Genomic DNA, 15,957 nt, shown 5'->3' on the forward strand with positions numbered 1-15,957 from the left:
GACGGCGGCCCGCTCAGTCGGTCAGGTCGCCCGCCTCGACGCCGGCCGCCCCCGAGGAGTCGATCCGGACGTCCCAGTCGACATCGCCCGCGCGGTCCCGATCCCGGTCCCGGTCCGGGTCGCAGCCGACGCCGGGAAGTTGATCGAGGCGCTCGACGCGGTGGTCGGCCATGACGCAGCGGCCGCGCTCCTCGTGGCCGTGGCGCTCGACGTGGATCGCGTCGAGGTCGGCGTTCCAGGCCGCGCCCACGTCGCTCGCGCCGTCGCCGACGTACACGCCGCGGCCGGTGACCGGGTCGACGCCGATGTCGGCCATCGCGCGCTCCAGCGGGCCGGGATCGGGCTTCCACCCCGTCTCGTCGGAGCACGACAACACCGTGTCGAAGCGGTCGCGGAGGTCGAGCCGGTCGAGGACGGGGTCCGCGAGGAACTCCGCACAGTGGGTGACCAGCCCGGTGGGAGGGTCGCGGGCGTCGACGCGCGCGAGCAGGCGCTCTGCGTCGGGGTGGAGGAACGTCGCCGACGCGCGGGCGGCCGGGTCCTCGACGGCGTGGAACGCCGGCCAGAACTCCGCCGGGTCGAGCCCCCACTCTCGGAGGAGGGGATCGCGAGCGCCGGTGAGCCCGTGCCACAGCAGTTCCGCCTCGCGGTCGGAGAAGCCGTACCCGATGCGGTCGCCGACGCGGTCGAACACCTCGCGGGTGTAGCTCCACTCGGCGTCGACGAGCGTGCCGTCGAGGTCGAACAGCCAGAAGTTGTACGTGTCGGGGACCATCCGAGGAACCGTTCCTTGGTCGCTACCGGGTATATATGTTCGCACGATAACGGCGTCGAGACGGTGACTAACCGGCTGCCGGCGGACGGCCGAGTCGACTCCGTTCTCCGGTAGGCGTCGGCTACTCCGCCCGATCGTCGGTCGCGTCACCGCCGGCGGCGTCAGTCGCGTCGACCTCGCGGTCGCCGTCGCCGTCGGCGGCGTCGGTCGCGTCGGCGTCGACGACGCGGATCGACGACCCGAGGTACTTGTGGAGCGCCTCGCGGGCCGAGTCCGACCGGACGGCCGCGAGGTCGTCGCCGACGGCCGCCCGCAGCGCCGCGAGGTACGCCTCGTCGGTCTCCAGCTCCCGGAACTCCGCCGACAGCACCTCCACGCCCTCGGGGAGGCGATCGCCGCACAGCCGGCGGACGTGGTCAGCGTCGTTCGCCTCGCCGCGCCACAGCGCGTCCCGAAACAGCAGCCACCCCTCCTCGCCGGGTGTCGCCGCGGGGATCCGCAGCGTCGTCTCGAACGACTCCGGGTCGATCCGCGCGCGACGCGGCGAGAGCGTGAAGCGGACGCCGAAGACGTACGCGGCCTCCATCGGGACCGATCAGTCGGCGAGTTCGTTCAGCCGCCCCGCGAGGTCGATGTCTTTCTCCGTAATGCCGCCGGCGTCGTGGGTAGTGAGCCGCACCTCCACCTCGCGCCAACCGATCGTGATCGTCGGGTGGTGGAACGCCTCCTCAGCGATCCCGCCCGCGCCCGCGGCGAACCCCACCCCCTCGAGATACGAGTCGAACTCGAAGGTGCGCGCGATCTCGTCGGTCTCGGCGTCGTGGTGCCAGCCGTCGGGACACTCAGCTTCGATCTCGTCGGCGTCGAGCACGTCCGTCATGTCCGATCGATCGGCCCGGGGCGGCAAAAGCGTACCCCGACTCTCGCTCCGGCGACTGCCTCCGACGGCGACCCCCTCCGACAGCGACTCCCTCCGACAGCGACTGCCTCCGACGGCGACCCCCTCCGGCGACGACCCTCTCTCTTCCGACGCCGACTGCCCTCGGTCCCGGTCCGGCCGAGCGACTATCGGTCGCCGGCGACGGTCGCGACCGTCGACTTCGCGTCCTCGAGCAGCGTGAGCGTCCCCGCGCCGACCGACAACACCGGGTACGGCGTGGGCAGCGAGTCGTAGAGGTACTCGAACCAGTGGGCGCGCTCCCCTTCCGTGTCGTGAATGCGCGCCTGCCGGTCGGTCAGCAGCGTCTCGACGCGTCGCTCGTGCCACTCCAGCCGGTCGTGTTCGGCGATGAGGTCGCCGTACTCAGCGTCCGCGAGGTCGCCGTCGACGACGCGCTCGCCCGCCTCGACGGCCGGCGCGAGCGTCGACTCCGCGTCCGTCAATGCCGAGCGCTCCGTCTCCAGCGTCGACAGCAGGTCCGCCCGTTCGTCGCTGGCGCGTTCAGCGCCGCGCGCGAGCGTCGCCCGCAGCGCCGGCGTCAAGGCTCCCCCCTGCTCGACGAGCGCGCCCGCGACCGCGCCGGAGAACTCCTCGGCGACGTTCTCGACGAGCGTCTCGTCGTACTCCTCGTCGTAGTGGGCCGTCGACATCACGGTCTCTCTGTACGCCTCGCGCGCCGCGGCCAGTCCCTCGCCGTCGTCGACGGTCCTCGCGGTCGCGAGCACGTTCGTCCCGGCACCCACCGGCGTCGCCGCCGCCAGCTCCCCCGGCTCCAGGCGCGCGACGCGGCGGCTGAACCGCTCGAACGCCTCGCGCTCGGCCCGCGTCCGCGACGCCTCGACCGCGACCGCCTCGCGGGCGTCGTCGAGACGCGAGAGCGCCACTCCGACCACCAGCAGGAAGACGGCCGTCACCCCCAGGACGGCCAGGCCGACGGCGACGTCCGGGTGATCGCACGCCGCCGCCCGGCAGACGGACTCCACTCCCTCCTCGACCGGGCCGGTCGATATCCGACCGACCCCGTGACTCGTTCCACGCATACATACGAGTGCAACGGCATCGCACATCACCCTTTCCCCGAGCGAATTCGGTCCGGTCGCTCGGCGTGAAAATCACCTGACTGAAGCCCGAAGCCCGCGAACCGATCAGTCGTCGGAGAGCCGTTCGAGAACGTGCGCGGGGATCCCTCCGGCGTCGTCGGTTCCGCCGGCGGGCTCGCCGCCGTGGGTCGCGACGGCGTCGTCGAACTCGGGGTCGAACAGCTCCATCGCGGTGTGGATCGTCGTCCAGTCGTCTTCGGCGGCCGCCTCCCGGAGGCTCTTCGTCGGCGCGGCCAGCAGCTGCCCGACGAGCGCGTCGGCGAGCCCGGCGACCGTCTCGCGCTGGTCGTCGGTCAGCTCCCCCTGCGCCTCCAGCTTCGCGAGCGCCTCGTTGAGCTCGCGCCGCTTCGTTCGCTCGGCGGCCTCGTACATCGCCGAGACGGCGTCGTCGGCGCGCTTGCGCTTGAACTCGGCCAGCAGCCGGTCGAACTCCTCGTCGATCATCTCCTCGACGGCCGTCGCGGCCTGCTCGCGTCGCTCTCGCGTCTCTCCGGTGACGGTCTCGAGGTCGTCGATGTCGCGGACGACGACCGCGTCGCCGCCGGCCTCGGGGACCACGTCCCGCGGCTGGCCCAGGTCTATACACAGCGTCTCGCCGGCGTCGCCGACGGTTCCCTCGTCGACGACCGGCTCGTCCGCGCCGGTGGCGGTGATGAGCACGTCCGCCTCCGCCGCCAGCGACGACACGGCCGCGAGTCCGACGGCCGTCGAGTCGCTGTCGAGGTCGGCGACGATGTGTTCGGCGGCGGCGCGGGTCCGGTTGGCGACGACGATCCGCGAGACGGGCGAGGCGTCGAGCGCGCGCGCCGCGAGCGTGCCCATCTGGCCGGCACCGACGACGAGCGCCGTCGCGTCCGCGAGGTCGGTCTCGCGCTCGGCGAGTTCGACGGCCGCCGAGCCCAGCGAGACCGACCCCTCGTTGATCCCGGTCTCCGCGCGGGCCCGCTTGCCCACCTGCAGCGCCTTCGAGAGCGCGTCGTCGAGCACGCCGCCCGACAGCCCGCCCGTCTCGCGCGCGAGCGCCGCGGCGTCGCTCAACTGCCCGAGGATCTGGTCCTCGCCCAACACGAGCGACTCCAGGCCCGCGGCCACGCGCATGAGGTGCCGGAGGCTCTCCTCGTGGTCGAGGCGGACGACCGCGCCATCGCGCACGTCGGGCGCGAACGACGACAGCGCCGACCGCGCTGCGGCGTCGTCGTCGGCCGCGACGTACGCCTCCGCCCGGTTACACGTCTGGAGACAGACCGCCTCCTCGACGCCCTCGCGGGCGATCAGCGACGACACGAGCGTCTCCTCGTCGGTGACCTGCACCGACTCGATCTCCTCGACGGACGCGAGCGCGTGGCTCACGCTCACCCCCGCGATGACGCCGGTGTCAATCATCGATTCTCTCCATGACTCGGTCCGCTTCCTGGCGTGCGTTGGTGGCTCCCTCTTGTAAAGCCTTCCAAACCGACGACGATCCCACCACCGCTCGAACCGCCTCCCGACGGACCGACGGCGGGTCGCCGGCGGCCTTTCGTTCGGCCCTGATCTCGGCCACCAGCTCCGCCATCGCCCCCGCGCCGTCGATCTCGGCTTCGATCCGGCGGCGCAGCTCCCGCGAGAGCGCCGGCGCGGCCCCGCCGGTCGCGACCGCGGCGACGACGGGGTCGTCGTGGACGGTCGCCGGGACGACGACGCTGCCGGCGTCGCGCTCGCCCGATCGGTCCGCGCGGTTCACCAGCGCGCCCGCGTCGCGGGCGGCCCGCTCGGCGGCGGCGTTGACCGACTCGTCGTCGGTGGCGGCGACGACCAGCGCCGGCGAGAGCCGGTCGACCCAGTCCGTGACGGCCGGTCCGTCGGGGGCGGCCCGAACCAACTCGGCGTCGCCGAACTCCCGGTCGGCGAAGGCGGGGCTCACGACCACGGTCCGCGCCTCGCGGGCGAACCGCCGCGCCTTGCGCGCGCCCACCGGGCCGCCGCCGAACACGAGCACCGTCTCCCCGTCGAAGTCGTGCAACAGCGGGATCACGTCACCACCTCGCGGTCGCGTGCGACCCTCGTCGCTCGCGCGGAGTCACCTCGCACGGCTCACGCGTCGGCCGGGTCCGTCTCCTCGCGCACCTGCGCGTCGGCGCGCTCGTCGAGACGGATCCCCGTCTTCTTCAGGATGCGCGTGGAGAACAGCGAGTCCCAGTCGTCGTCGGCCACGTCCCAGAACTCGGCCATCGCCTCGCGCACCTGTTCGATCCGCCGCTCGGACTCCGCCTCGTCGCGGCCGTGCGTCATCGCGAAGAAGTTGTACGGCCACACGCCCTCGTGGCGCGGCCGGTGGTAACAGTGGGTGACGAACCCCAGCGACGCGACCGCGGGGCCGACCTCCCCGAGCAGGTCGTCGGGCACGTCCCAGACGGTCATGCCGTTCTCGGTGTAGCCGAGTGCGTAGTGGTTCGGAATGACGCCCACGCGGCGCACCTTCCCCTCCTCGTTGAACCGTCTGATCGTCTCGACGACCCAACTGACGGGCTGGCCGACCGCCTCGGCCACGTCGGCGTACGGCGTCTCGGTGATCGGGAGGCCGCCCTGGACCTCGACGACGAGGTCGCGCTCGCGGGCGGTGATCCCCCGCTCGTCGGAGGGCTCCACGTCGGGGCCCAGATGCGACAGGTCCAGGTCGCCGTCGCTCACGGGGCCCTCGAGCAGGAACTTCGCGCCGACGTGGAACTCCTCCCGCTTGGGGAGGTTGTACGTCTCCTGGCCGGTCGCCTCCTCGATCTCCGAGAGCACGCGCTCCACCTCGTCCTCGCTGGCTACGCTAACGACGAACCACATGTTGAGGTGCGGGTGCTCGCGCTCGTAGTTGTGCGCCACCTCGCGGAAGCCGTTGACCGTCTCGGCGATCTCCTCGTAGCGCTCCTCGGGCGCGTGCATCGCCACGAGCGTCGCTGTGCCGCCGATCTCCTCGGCGTTGACGAGCGCGCCGAACCGCGAGAGCACGCCGCGCTCGTCGAGGTCCCGCACCGTCGCGAGCAACTCCCCGGCGTCGACGTCGACGCCGCGCTCGGTCAGCGCCGCCGCCGCCGGCTCCCAGGGCCGCCGTGTGACGGGGAAGCCGCCCTGAAAGGCGTTGACGACGGCGCGTTCGCGCGTCGAGAGGTCGACATCGGCCCCGACTTCGTCCATGCGAACACCTGAGAACGCCGCGAGGATAAGCGTCGCGCTCGCGGGCGTCGACGCCGGTGTGGATCGGAGCCGCCGGTCACGGAACGACCGTCACGTCGCGCACGCCGTCGAGGGCGGTCACGCTCTCGGCGAGCGATTCCTGGTCGACCGGGGCCTCGTAGTAGAACACCAGGTCGAAGCTCCCGTCGCGCAGGAGCTGTTGACACTCCCAGACGAACGACTCGTCGTCGACGGTTCGACCCTGGAACTGGTTGGAGGAGAAGTCGGTGTCCTCGTTGCCGGCGTGGATGTACGTCTCGCCCTTGTCCGCGTGGTCGGCGATCTCCTCGTTGAGTTCGACGGTGAGCTCGTGCATCTCCAGGTCCTCCTCGCCCCCGAGGGACGTGTGGACGACCATGCCGAGCAGTTCGATCTCGCCGGGCTCCAGCAGGGCCTTGGTCCGCTCGTAGAGGTCGCGGTCGACGGTGTCGCTCATGGTCGTACTCGGCGCGTCGGGGCCATACCGGTGACGGTTCGCTCGTGGCGTCGCCGGCAGCGTCGCCGGCGGCGTCGACGGTCGACCGTGGCAGTCGGAGCCAGCGCGCAACGCTCGGGTGCGACGCTCGCGACCGTCGCCTCCTTTTTTATTCGTCCTCCTCCTGGATCGGGACGATGGAACTCACCCTGAAGTTCTTCGCCACCTTCCGCGAGGCGGTCGGCTCGAAGACCGTCGAGCGGGAGTTCCCCGACGCCGACACCGTCGGGGACGTGCTCGCCGCCCTGGAGGCCGAGCACGACGGGCTGGCGGGGAATCTCCTGGCGGACGGGGATCTCAAGCCGCAGATAAACGTCCTGCTCAACGGCCGGGAAGTGCTCCACATCGACGGCGTCGACACCGCGGTCGAGGACGGCGACACCCTCGCCGTGTTCCCCCCGGTCGCCGGCGGCGTCGACGACGGGGACGACGAGACCGGCGACCGCGACGGCGACCTCGTGACGCGCGTCGAGTCGTATCGCGGGATCTCGCGCCGGCTCGCGGTCCATTACCTCCGGAACCTCGGCGGCGACGCCGACGGCCCGGACGAGGAGGCGACGACCGTCGACGGCGACGGCTGGCGCGCGACGGTCGCGGCCGAGTCGGTCACGGCCGCCGGCAGCATCACGCTCACCGAGGTCACGGTCACCTTCCGGGGCGAGGCGTCCGTCCTCGACGACCTGATCGACCGGTTCGGACAGAAGGCGATGCGCGCCGGCGGCTGATGGCCGGCGACGGACCCGAGGAGGACGGCAAGAACCCGGACGGCGGCAGAGCCGGTAGCGACCCGGACTACGACCCGGAGACTCGGGGGACCGGCCACCCGATCGACTCCAACGCGCTGCTGGTCGCCGCCGCGAAGGCCAGCGTCGGCCCCGGACGACTGCCGGAGTTACTTCGGGCGGCCGACGATCACCTCCGGGAACGCGCCGGCGAGTACGAGCGGACGTACGAGCGCGTCGACGACGCGACGGACGGCGAGAGCGGCGAGGCGGCCGCGACGTATCTCGTTCCAGAGGGCCACTGGGCGGAGATCGGGGACGCGCTCGAGTTGAACCGCCGCGAGGCGGACGCGCTCCGGCGGGCCCACGAGCAGCACCTCCTGCGCGTCGGGACCCGACGGCGGCGCAGGCGGGAGTTCGAGTCGGCGCTGGAACTGCGCGAGGCGGTCGTCATCGAGGAGTGATCGCTCGATCGAATCGGCGTCGTATGAGTTAAATTTAATATCGGCCGGACCTGTCACTCCTCGTGAACGAACGCGTGCTCGTCGTGGAGGACTCCGCCTTCCAGCGCGCGCGGCTTCGCGACCGGCTCGAGCCGACGTTCGAGGTGGTGGCGGAGGCCGGCGACGGCGAGGAGGCGGTCGCCGCCTACCGGGAGCACGACCCCGACGCGGTGACGATGGACTTCGCGCTCCCCGTGATCGACGGCCCGTCGGCGACGGCGGCGATCAAGGAGTTCGATCCCGGGGCGGTCGTGGTGTTCTGTACGTGCGTGAGCCAGCAGGCGCAGCTCAAGCGAGCGATCCGCGCCGGCGCGGACGACTACGTCCGCAAGCCGGTGAGCGACGGCGCGCTCGTCGAGGCGGTTCGGTCCGCGGTCGACGAGGTCGGCGAGCACCGGACGGGGCCCGAACGGATCGACGCGACCGATCGACCTGACCGACGCGACCGATCGACCTGACCGACGCGACTCGGCGGCCGACCGGCCGAATCCGGCCGTCCGAGCGGTCCCGTCGCCCCTGCCGAGACCGACGGCCCCTTGAGTCCGCACGCCGCCCGTCCCGCATGGACAGTCGTCTCCCGCCGGACGTGCGCGACGGGGTCCGGGACGCGCTCCCGCTGTTGCTCGGGATCGTCCCCTTCGCGCTCGTCGCCGGCGTCGCCGGCGTCGAGGCCGGCCTCACGCCCCTCCAGACGGTCGGGCTCTCGGTGATCGTCTTCGCCGGCGCGTCGCAGTTAGCCGCCATCGAACTGCTCGGGAGCGACGCCGCCCTCGGCGTCGTCGTGCTGACCGTCGTCGTGATCAACCTCCGAATGCTGATGTACTCGGCGTCGATCGCGCCGTACTTCCGGGACCTGTCGGCGCGCGTTCGCGCCGGCTGCGCGTACCTGCTCACCGACCAGGCGTACGCGCTGGCGCTGGCGCGGTACGTCGGCGAACTCGACGGCGACGGTACCGCCGACCGCGACGGCGACCGCACCGTCGACCGCGACAGCGACGCCGACGGCAGCACCGGCGAGGCCCGAACGCGCCGCCCGTACTACTACCTCGGCGTCGCGCTCACGCTGTGGGTCGTCTGGCAGGCCGGCACGGTCGTCGGCGTCGTCTTCGGCGCGGCCGTCCCCGACGGCTGGCGGCTCGGCTTCGCGGTCCCGCTGGTGTTCCTCGCGCTGCTCGTCCCGGCGGTGTCGGACGCGCCGAGCCTCGCGGCGGCCGTCGCCGCCGCCGCGGTCGCCGTCGGCGGAGCGGGGCTGCCGTTCAACGCCGGCCTGATCGCCGGCGGCGTGGTCGGCGTGCTCGTCGGCGTCGGGGCGGAGGCGGTCGGCCTCGGCGACGACGTTGGTGACGGTGGCAACGGCAACGACGGCGACGGCGACATCGGCGATGACGGCCACATCGGCGATGGCAACGGCGGCGACCGCGACGGAGGCGAGGACGGCGACCGCGACGGGGGCGACCGATGACGACCACCCACGGCCCGGGGGTGATCTGGGCGGCGATCGTCGCCGGCGGCGTCGCGACGTTCGCGATCCGGCTGTCGTTCATCCACCTGTTCGGCCGGGTCGACGAGGTGCCGCCGGCGCTGCGGCGGCTGCTGACGTACGTCCCCGCGGCCGTGCTGGCGGCGCTCGTGGCACCGGACTTCGCGCCCGCGAGCGCGACGCTTTCGGGGCTGCTCACGCCGGAGATCCTCGGCGGTGCGGCCGCCGTGCTCGCTGCCTGGCGGACCGAGGACGTGCTGTGGACCGTCGCCGCCGGGATGGCGGGACTGCACCTCGCGCGCTTCCTGCTGTGAGTCGCCGTCGACCGCCGCGACCGCTGGGTCCCGACGGCGGTCGGTTCCGGTCCCCGCGGACCCGGCGGCGATTGCCGGAGTGGCCGGGGACATCCGCCGGGGGACGGACCTCCGACCGATGACGGAGTCGCTGCTGGCCGCCGCGCGCCGGGCCCCGCGCGAGACGTGGGTCGTCGTCGGGGCCGTCTCGGCCTCGCAGTACCTCAACCACGCGTACCTCGTGTTGTTCCCGCCGATCCTGAGCGTCCTCTCGGGGGAGTTCACCGTCGGGCTGGCGGCGCTGGGCGTCGCGCTCGGCGTCCAGGGCGCGACCAACACAGCGTTTCAGCTCCCCTTCGGTCACCTCGCGGACCGCTACGACCGGACGATCGCGCTCGGCCTCTCGTCGGTGCTGGGCGCGCTGGGCGTGTTGCTGGCGGCGGCAGCGCCCACGTTCGAGTGGCTGCTCGTCGCGCAGGCGGTCATCGGCGTCGGCGTCGCGGGCCACCACCCGGCGCACTACCCGCTCATCTCCGATTCGACCCCCGAGACCCTGATGGGCCGAGCGTACAGCCTCTACGGCTTCGGCGGGTCGGTCGGGTTCGCGACGCCCCCCGTGCTCATCGCCGGCGTCGTCTCGGCCGGCTACTCCTGGCGCGTTGGCGTCGGCCTCATCGGCGCGGTCGGGCTCGCGTACGCCGTCGCCGTCACCTGGCTGTTCGCCGCGCGCGTCGACGACGCCGTCACCGCTCCGAACCGGAGCCGCGACCGGGGCGACGCCGACGGCTCCGGAAGGGACGCCGACGACGCCGAAAGGAGCCGTACTCGCGGAACGTGGGTCGAGCGCACGCGGGCGTACCTGCGCGAGCTCGCGGCCGCACCGGGGATACTCGCCCTGGCGCTTTTGGCGCTCGTGAGCTCCACCGCGGGCTGGGGATTCACCAGCTACGTCGTCGTGTTCCTCGAGGACGGCTACGGCCTCTCGCTGTCGCGCGCGAACCTCGCGCTCACCGGGTCGTACCTCGTCGGCGCGCTCGCCGTGTTCGTCGGCGGCGACCTCTCCGACCGGATCAGCGCCGGGCCGGTGATGGTCGCCAGCTTCGCCGCGGTCGGCGCGCTCGTCGGCCTCCTCGCGCTCGGCGTCGTCGGTCCGCTGGCGGCGATCGGACTCGTGTTGCTCGTCGGCGGCGCGCGGTCGATCGCCGGGCCGGCGCGCTCGAAGCTCACCGACGCGTTCGCGCCCGACGGCACCACGGGCACCAGCTTCGCGATCACCACGATCGGCGTCATGCTGGGCAACGCCGTCGCGCCGCCGGCGTTCGGCTACCTCATCGAGACGGCCGGTCGCCGGGCGGCGTTCCTCGCGGTCGCCGGCGTCTCACTCCTCGCCGTTCTCCTCACCGTCGGCCTCATCGCCCGGTTCGGCGACGCCTGAGGCGGGGCGGTCGACGCCGTCGACGCCGTCGGCGTCTCCGGTCTCGTCCGCGTCGGCGACGCCGTCCGTCCGCCCCGCGTCGCCCGCGCGGTCGCCGGCGGCGACGGCGGCGCGGCGTTCCTGTGCGACCGCGATCCGTTCGTGGGCGCGGACGAACCGGTACAGCAGCCACAGCAGGAACGCGACCGAGACGAAGTAGACGACCGCGAGAATCTGGCCCAGGATCAGAACGGCGTAGAGGCTGACGAGGACGAACAGCACGACGACCGCGATCCCGGTTCGGGAACTCAGCGACTGTCGGAGGGTGGGCGGGGACTCGCTTGACACGGACCGCGATCCTCACGGGGGGGTGATAAATCGGGGCGGTAGGTGGGAACGGAAGGCGAGCGGACGACGAAGCTGAGAGTCAACCGATCACTAGCAGTTGTACCGCGAGCGAGGGCCGTCAGGCCCGAGCGAGCGGCAGTTTTGTCATTACGGGAAATCTTCGATTTCCCGTCAGCAGTCGGAACGCTCCGCGTTCCGACGGCATGAACGGGTTTTCAATGAGGGTTCCCGCAGGCCGCCGGAGGCGGCCGAGGAAACCCTCATCCGAAAAGCGGTTCTTTGTGGGCGGCTCGGGCCACGCGGCCTCACTCCGTTCGGCCGCGCACACCTCGCCGTTCACGAGAGCTCCGCTCTCGTGAGCTCACGAGACGCGCAGCGTCTCGTGAACGCCGGACCGCCGAGGTCTCGCTCGCTCCGCTCGCTTCGACCTCGCCTCAGTCGTCAGCGGGCGCGACGCCGGAGTCGCCCGAGGAGACGCCCGTGCCCGGCCCGACCTCGATGTCGAGCTCGTCGAGCTTCTCGTCGGGGACGACGCCGTCGACCCAGCCGCGCGTCTCGTAGTACTCCTCTTTCATCTCGGGGAGCTCGCAGTACTCGCCCTCGGAGCCGCCCTGGCCGCGGATGCCGTCCTCGAGGAACCGCGCCGGCAGGGAGTCGTCGCTGCCGTCGAAGCCGTTGAGGTTGTTGTAGTAGCGCTCCAGGTTGTAGACGCGCTCGCCGGCCTCGATCAGGTCGTCCTCGGTCACGTCGCGGCCGGTCATGCCGTTGTACTGCATGACGTACTCCTCGATGCCCTCGGCGAACGCGTTGAACTTGCAGATGTCGAACGAGTCAGAGATGGCGTGCAGGTCCTGGAAGGTGACCGTCAGCTCGCCTTTGCCCTCGTGCTCGTAGGGGTCGACCTTCTGCGGGATGCCGAGGATCTCCGCGGCCGGCGTGTACGCGCGCAGGTGGCACGCGCCCCGGTTGGAGGTGGCGTACGCGATGCCCATGCCCTTCATGCAGCGCGGGTCGTACGCCGGGATCGTCTGGCCCTTGACCGCAAGCGAGTTGTCGTGGGCGTCGAAGCGCTCGGCGAGGCCGTTCGCGCCCTCCGCCAGCGCGTCCGGGAGTTCGCCCTCGCGACGGGCCGTCTCCTCGATGAGGTCGATCATCCGCTCTGAGTCGCCCCAGTCGAGTTGCTCGTCGAGGTCGTCGAGCTTGCCCTCCTCGGACATCTCCATCGCCATGGCCATCATGTTGCCCATCTCGATGGTGTCGACGCCCATGTCGTTGCACCGCTGGATCATCACGGCGATCTCGTCGCGGTCGGTGTGTGCGGAGTTCGGACCCAGCGCGAACGCCGACTCGTACTCGTAGGACTCGGTGCGCACGTTGAGGTCCTCGCCCTTGTGCGTCACCGACACCTCGACCTCCTTCTTACACGCGACCGGACAGGAGTGGCAGGTCGGCTCGTCGACGAGGATGTTCTCGCGGACGTTCTCGCCGGAGACGCGCTCGGCGTCGATGTCGACGCCCTCGGAGCCGCTGTAGGCGCTCGTCGAGGTGTACTTGCCGTTCTTCGTCGGCAGGCCGTCCATCTCCTCGGTCGCGTTCATCAGGACGTTCGTCCCGTACAGCGAGAGGCCGCCCTCGTTGGGCGCGGTCACGTCCGACTCCTGGATCACCTCCATCGCCTGCTGGTACCCCTCCTGGAACGTCTCCGGCTCGGCCGGCTTGGGCATCTTGGTGCCCGACTTGACGACGACCGCCTTCAGGTTCTTCGAGCCCATCACAGCGCCGGTGCCGCCGCGGCCCGAGGCGCGGTCGTCCTCGTTGACGATGCAGGCGTACTTGACGCCGTTCTCGCCGCCGGGACCGATCGCCATCACCGAGACGTTGCGACCGACGGTGCCGTCGACCTCCTCGCCGAGGGTGTCGATGGTGTCGTGGACGCCCTCGCCCGCCACGTGGGAGGCGTCGCGCAGTTCGACCTCACCGTCCTCGACGACCGCGTACACCGGCTCGTCGCTCGCGCCGTCGAACACGAGGCCGTCGAAGCCGGCCCACTTGAGTCGCGCCCCCGACCAGCCGCCGTGGTGACTGTCGGTGACGGTCCCCGTGAGCGGGGACTTCGTCACGACCGCGATCCGGCCGGACATCACCGTCTGCGTTCCCGTGAGCGGCCCGTTCATGAAGCAGAGCCGGTTGTCCGGCCCCATCGGGTCCACGTCGGGACCCGCGTCGAACACGTACTTCACGCCGAGGCCGCGCGCGCCGATGTACTTGCGCGCGTCGTCGTCGTCGACGCCCGCATACGATACGTCACCGTCCGAGAGGTCCACGTGGGCGACGTGGTCCCTGAATCCACCGAGGTCGGTCATGGTAATCTACAATCGTTATATAGTGCCGGAGTCTGTTAGCCGTTGCCACAGCGGGGTAACCGGTATCGATTAAGCCCTGCTCACTACGCCGACGGCGAGGCCGGCGCTGTTTTCCCGAAGCAGTCCCGTGATCCGAGCGATGGACGCGTTCGAACGCCGGGCGGCAATCGTCGCCGCGATCACGACGGTCGTCGTTACGGCCTCGCTCCTCCCGATGCCGACCGGGAGCGAGGCCGGCGGCACCGTCGCTCCGCCCGGGAGCGACCTCGTCATGCACGCCGTCGGCTACGCCGCCGTCGCGTACACGCTCGCGCGGACGCTCCCGACGCGGGGGCGTCGTCGGTCACTTCTCGCGCTCGTCGGCGTCGCCGTCGCGGCGACGGGGATCGGCGCGGGCGTCGAACTCGCGCAGGAGTTCGTGCCCGGGCGGACGCCCTCCCTGCTCGACGGCGTCGCCAACGCGGTCGGCGCGGTCGGCGGGGCGCTGCTGTGGCTCCGGCGAGACCGCGGCGGCGACCGCGACAGCGACGCTGACCGCGAGGTCGACGGCAACGCCGACAGCGACAGCAACGCCGACAGCACCGCCGACCGCGACCGCGACGGCGACAGCACCGCCGACCGCGACCGCGACAGCGACGACGACCCCCGACCCATTCGGTGACCGAGACCGGTCGAGCGAAGCCGTTTTCCGCGGGAGTCGCTCACTCCCGCCAATGAGCCAGCCGAGCCCCGAGGTCTACGAGCGCGACCGCGGGATGGACGCCCACAACGCGGTCATGCGCGACATCCGGGCCGAGCGCGACGAGACGTACGACCCGCACGAGCCGACCCGGGTGTGGCTCGACGAGGACAACACGCCCGACGGCGTCAAGACGAGTCTGACGATCATCCTCAACACCGGCGGCTGCCGGTGGGCCCGCGCCGGCGGCTGTACCATGTGCGGCTACGTCGCCGAGTCCGTCGAGGGCGGAAGCGTCTCCCACGAGGCGCTCATGGACCAGATCGACGTCTGCCTCGACCACGAGGACGAGAACGCGGACGACCCCGCCGAGCTGATCAAGATCTACACCTCCGGCTCCTTCCTCGACGAGCGCGAGGTGTCCGCCGAGACGCGCGCGGCCGTCGGCGAGGCGTTCGCCGACCGCGAGCGCATCGTCGTCGAATCGCTCCCCGACTTCGTCGCCGGCGAGAAACTGGCCGACTTCACCGACCACGGCCTCGAGACCGATGTGGCCGTCGGCCTGGAGACGGCGACCGACCGCGTCCGCCACGACTGCGTGAACAAGTACTTCGCCTTCTCGGACTTCGAGGACGCCTGCGCGGAGGCCGCGGAGGCGGGCGCGGGCGTGAAGGCGTACCTCCTGATGAAGCCGCCGTTCCTCGCGGAGTCGGAGGCGCTGGCGGACATGGTCTCCTCGGTCGAGCGGTGCGCCGCCGTCGACAACTGCCACACGGTCTCGATGAACCCCTGCAACGTCCAGCGGTACACGATGGTCGACGAACTCCACTTCCGCGGGGGCTACCGCCCGCCGTGGCTGTGGTCGGTCGCGGCCGTGCTGGAGCGGACGGCCGACGCCGACGCCATCGTCGTCTCCGACCCTGTGGGCCACGGGAGCGACCGCGGCCCGCACAACTGCGGCGAGTGCGACGACCGCGTCCAGACGGCGATCAAGGACTTCGACCTCCGGCAGGACCCCTCGGTGTTCGAGCAGGTCTCCTGCGAGTGCGAGCGCACCTGGGAACTCGTGCTCGAGGAGGAGACGGCGTTCAACCAGCCCCTGACGCGGTAGACGACCCGAAGGGTCGGACCGCCGGCCCGGCGACGAGGCGGCGGAGGCGAACGCGGGCCGGACTTATGTGCTCCCATCGCGACGGACCGTCCGTGATCCGGACAGCACCGCGCAGGCGACGCAGTACCCGAACGGCGACCCGGAGGAGTCGATGAATCTCACCGGGCTGGACCACCTCGTCCTCCGCGTCGAAGACGTCGAGGAGTCGCTCGCGTTCTACGAGTCGATCGGCGGCGAGCCGGTCACCTTCGGCGAGGGCCGACGCGCCGTAGCGCTCGGCGACCAGAAGATCAACCTCCACCCGCTCGATCCCGACGTGGAGCCCGTCGCGGCCGCGCCGACCGTCGGGAGCGGCGACCTCTGCGTGCTCACGGACGAGCCGATCGAGTCGGTCGAGCGCGACCTGGCGGAGCGGGAGATCGAGGTGATCACGGGGCCGATCGAACGCTCGGGCGCTGTCGGCCCGATCGAGTCGGTGTACGTCCGCGACCCCGACGGGAACCTCGTCGAGATCGCCGCGTACGTCGACGGGTGAGGCCGCTGGGACGAC

At 71.6% G+C, this 15,957-nt stretch carries 18 protein-coding genes and 2 pseudogenes; 10 read left to right on the forward strand and 10 right to left on the reverse strand.

Translation table 11 applies throughout. From position 1 onward, the window contains the following. Positions 1–13: 13 nt before the first annotated feature. The 8 genes from Hbl1158_RS13420 to Hbl1158_RS13455 form a co-directional block, all read right to left on the reverse strand. The gene (locus Hbl1158_RS13420; RefSeq protein WP_234297757.1) at positions 14–775 is read right to left on the reverse strand and encodes an HAD family hydrolase; all 762 of its coding nucleotides are present in this window, start codon (positions 773–775) and stop codon (positions 14–16) included. 121 nt (positions 776–896) lie between these two features. Further along, complete coding sequence (gene lwrS / locus Hbl1158_RS13425; RefSeq protein WP_321169942.1) at positions 897–1,361, reverse strand: LWR-salt protein; 465 nt, start codon at positions 1,359–1,361, stop codon at positions 897–899. Between the two features lie 9 nt (positions 1,362–1,370). Then, on the reverse strand, positions 1,371–1,655 hold the full coding sequence (locus Hbl1158_RS13430) for a 4a-hydroxytetrahydrobiopterin dehydratase (protein ID WP_234297758.1): 285 nt from the start codon (positions 1,653–1,655) through the stop codon (positions 1,371–1,373). Between the two features lie 185 nt (positions 1,656–1,840). Further along, the gene (locus Hbl1158_RS13435) at positions 1,841–2,755 is read right to left on the reverse strand and encodes a hypothetical protein (protein ID WP_234297759.1); all 915 of its coding nucleotides are present in this window, start codon (positions 2,753–2,755) and stop codon (positions 1,841–1,843) included. 105 nt (positions 2,756–2,860) lie between these two features. Continuing rightward, complete coding sequence (hemA, locus tag Hbl1158_RS13440) at positions 2,861–4,198, reverse strand: glutamyl-tRNA reductase (RefSeq protein WP_234297760.1); 1,338 nt, start codon at positions 4,196–4,198, stop codon at positions 2,861–2,863. Then, on the reverse strand, positions 4,191–4,829 hold the full coding sequence (locus tag Hbl1158_RS13445) for an NAD(P)-dependent oxidoreductase (protein WP_234297761.1): 639 nt from the start codon (positions 4,827–4,829) through the stop codon (positions 4,191–4,193). The genes hemA and Hbl1158_RS13445 overlap by 8 nt, the downstream gene beginning before the upstream one ends. A gap of 59 nt (positions 4,830–4,888) precedes the next feature. Beyond that, a complete protein-coding gene (locus Hbl1158_RS13450) occupies positions 4,889–5,980 on the reverse strand; it encodes an Lrp/AsnC family transcriptional regulator (RefSeq protein ID WP_234297762.1) in 1,092 nt (363 codons plus the stop codon). 76 nt (positions 5,981–6,056) lie between these two features. Next, positions 6,057–6,455 (reverse strand): DUF5778 family protein, encoded by a 399-nt coding sequence (locus tag Hbl1158_RS13455; RefSeq protein WP_234297763.1) that lies wholly within the window; start codon positions 6,453–6,455, stop codon positions 6,057–6,059. Positions 6,456–6,631: 176 nt separating this feature from the next. Between Hbl1158_RS13455 and Hbl1158_RS13460 the strand changes: the two are divergent. From Hbl1158_RS13460 to Hbl1158_RS13490, 7 genes and pseudogenes are all read left to right on the forward strand, one after another. Next, positions 6,632–6,907, forward strand: a pseudogene (locus tag Hbl1158_RS13460) (ubiquitin-like small modifier protein 1); the annotation flags it as partial. Between the two features lie 60 nt (positions 6,908–6,967). Further along, positions 6,968–7,219 (forward strand): annotated as a pseudogene (locus Hbl1158_RS13465) (hypothetical protein); the annotation flags it as partial. Beyond that, positions 7,219–7,680, forward strand: a complete 462-nt coding sequence (locus tag Hbl1158_RS13470; RefSeq protein WP_234297764.1) for a hypothetical protein — start codon at positions 7,219–7,221, stop codon at positions 7,678–7,680. The pseudogene Hbl1158_RS13465 and the gene Hbl1158_RS13470, both read left to right, overlap by 1 nt. Before the next feature lie 62 nt (positions 7,681–7,742). Then, positions 7,743–8,177: a response regulator gene (locus Hbl1158_RS13475; protein ID WP_234297765.1), complete on the forward strand. Its 435-nt coding sequence runs from the start codon at positions 7,743–7,745 to the stop codon at positions 8,175–8,177. Between the two features lie 104 nt (positions 8,178–8,281). After that, positions 8,282–9,181, forward strand: a complete 900-nt coding sequence (locus tag Hbl1158_RS13480) for an AzlC family ABC transporter permease (protein ID WP_234297766.1) — start codon at positions 8,282–8,284, stop codon at positions 9,179–9,181. Continuing rightward, positions 9,178–9,513 (forward strand): AzlD domain-containing protein, encoded by a 336-nt coding sequence (locus tag Hbl1158_RS13485; RefSeq protein WP_234297767.1) that lies wholly within the window; start codon positions 9,178–9,180, stop codon positions 9,511–9,513. The genes Hbl1158_RS13480 and Hbl1158_RS13485 overlap by 4 nt, the downstream gene beginning before the upstream one ends. 118 nt (positions 9,514–9,631) lie before the next feature. Continuing rightward, a complete protein-coding gene (locus tag Hbl1158_RS13490; protein WP_234297768.1) occupies positions 9,632–10,927 on the forward strand; it encodes an MFS transporter in 1,296 nt (431 codons plus the stop codon). Here the strand turns inward: Hbl1158_RS13490 and Hbl1158_RS13495 are convergent. Next, positions 10,871–11,254, reverse strand: a complete 384-nt coding sequence (locus Hbl1158_RS13495) for a hypothetical protein (protein ID WP_234297769.1) — start codon at positions 11,252–11,254, stop codon at positions 10,871–10,873. The two genes, Hbl1158_RS13490 and Hbl1158_RS13495, sit on opposite strands and share 57 nt — an antisense overlap. 434 nt (positions 11,255–11,688) lie before the next feature. Then, complete coding sequence (locus tag Hbl1158_RS13500) at positions 11,689–13,617, reverse strand: aldehyde ferredoxin oxidoreductase family protein (protein ID WP_234297770.1); 1,929 nt, start codon at positions 13,615–13,617, stop codon at positions 11,689–11,691. 139 nt (positions 13,618–13,756) lie between these two features. On the opposite strand from Hbl1158_RS13500, the gene Hbl1158_RS13505 reads away from it, so the two are divergent. The 3 genes from Hbl1158_RS13505 to Hbl1158_RS13515 all read left to right on the forward strand — a co-directional run bounded on the left by Hbl1158_RS13505 (position 13,757) and on the right by Hbl1158_RS13515 (position 15,942). Next, positions 13,757–14,278 (forward strand): VanZ family protein, encoded by a 522-nt coding sequence (locus Hbl1158_RS13505; RefSeq protein WP_234297771.1) that lies wholly within the window; start codon positions 13,757–13,759, stop codon positions 14,276–14,278. A gap of 52 nt (positions 14,279–14,330) precedes the next feature. Then, complete coding sequence (locus Hbl1158_RS13510) at positions 14,331–15,407, forward strand: archaeosine biosynthesis radical SAM protein RaSEA (protein ID WP_234297772.1); 1,077 nt, start codon at positions 14,331–14,333, stop codon at positions 15,405–15,407. A 67-nt stretch (positions 15,408–15,474) separates the two neighbouring features. Further along, entirely contained in the window at positions 15,475–15,942 is a 468-nt protein-coding gene (locus tag Hbl1158_RS13515; RefSeq protein ID WP_234297773.1) for a VOC family protein, read from the forward strand. Positions 15,943–15,957: the final 15 nt, after the last annotated feature.

This window comes from Halobaculum sp. CBA1158 (assembly GCF_021431925.1).
In the GTDB taxonomy this organism is placed as follows: Archaea; Halobacteriota; Halobacteria; order Halobacteriales; family Haloferacaceae; genus Halobaculum.

Coding starts and splice junctions, on each gene's coding strand:
- Hbl1158_RS13510 (WP_234297772.1), top strand. CDS start 14,331: ATGAGCCAGCCGAGCCCCGAGGTCTACGAGCGCGACCGCGGGATGGAC.
- Hbl1158_RS13455 (WP_234297763.1), bottom strand. CDS start 6,455: ATGAGCGACACCGTCGACCGCGACCTCTACGAGCGGACCAAGGCCCTG.
- hemA (WP_234297760.1), bottom strand. CDS start 4,198: ATGATTGACACCGGCGTCATCGCGGGGGTGAGCGTGAGCCACGCGCTC.
- Hbl1158_RS13505 (WP_234297771.1), top strand. CDS start 13,757: ATGGACGCGTTCGAACGCCGGGCGGCAATCGTCGCCGCGATCACGACG.
- Hbl1158_RS13430 (WP_234297758.1), bottom strand. CDS start 1,655: ATGACGGACGTGCTCGACGCCGACGAGATCGAAGCTGAGTGTCCCGAC.
- Hbl1158_RS13480 (WP_234297766.1), top strand. CDS start 8,282: ATGGACAGTCGTCTCCCGCCGGACGTGCGCGACGGGGTCCGGGACGCG.
- Hbl1158_RS13485 (WP_234297767.1), top strand. CDS start 9,178: ATGACGACCACCCACGGCCCGGGGGTGATCTGGGCGGCGATCGTCGCC.
- Hbl1158_RS13450 (WP_234297762.1), bottom strand. CDS start 5,980: ATGGACGAAGTCGGGGCCGATGTCGACCTCTCGACGCGCGAACGCGCC.
- Hbl1158_RS13435 (WP_234297759.1), bottom strand. CDS start 2,755: ATGCGTGGAACGAGTCACGGGGTCGGTCGGATATCGACCGGCCCGGTC.
- lwrS (WP_321169942.1), bottom strand. CDS start 1,361: ATGGAGGCCGCGTACGTCTTCGGCGTCCGCTTCACGCTCTCGCCGCGT.
- Hbl1158_RS13500 (WP_234297770.1), bottom strand. CDS start 13,617: ATGACCGACCTCGGTGGATTCAGGGACCACGTCGCCCACGTGGACCTC.
- Hbl1158_RS13420 (WP_234297757.1), bottom strand. CDS start 775: ATGGTCCCCGACACGTACAACTTCTGGCTGTTCGACCTCGACGGCACG.
- Hbl1158_RS13490 (WP_234297768.1), top strand. CDS start 9,632: ATGACGGAGTCGCTGCTGGCCGCCGCGCGCCGGGCCCCGCGCGAGACG.
- Hbl1158_RS13470 (WP_234297764.1), top strand. CDS start 7,219: ATGGCCGGCGACGGACCCGAGGAGGACGGCAAGAACCCGGACGGCGGC.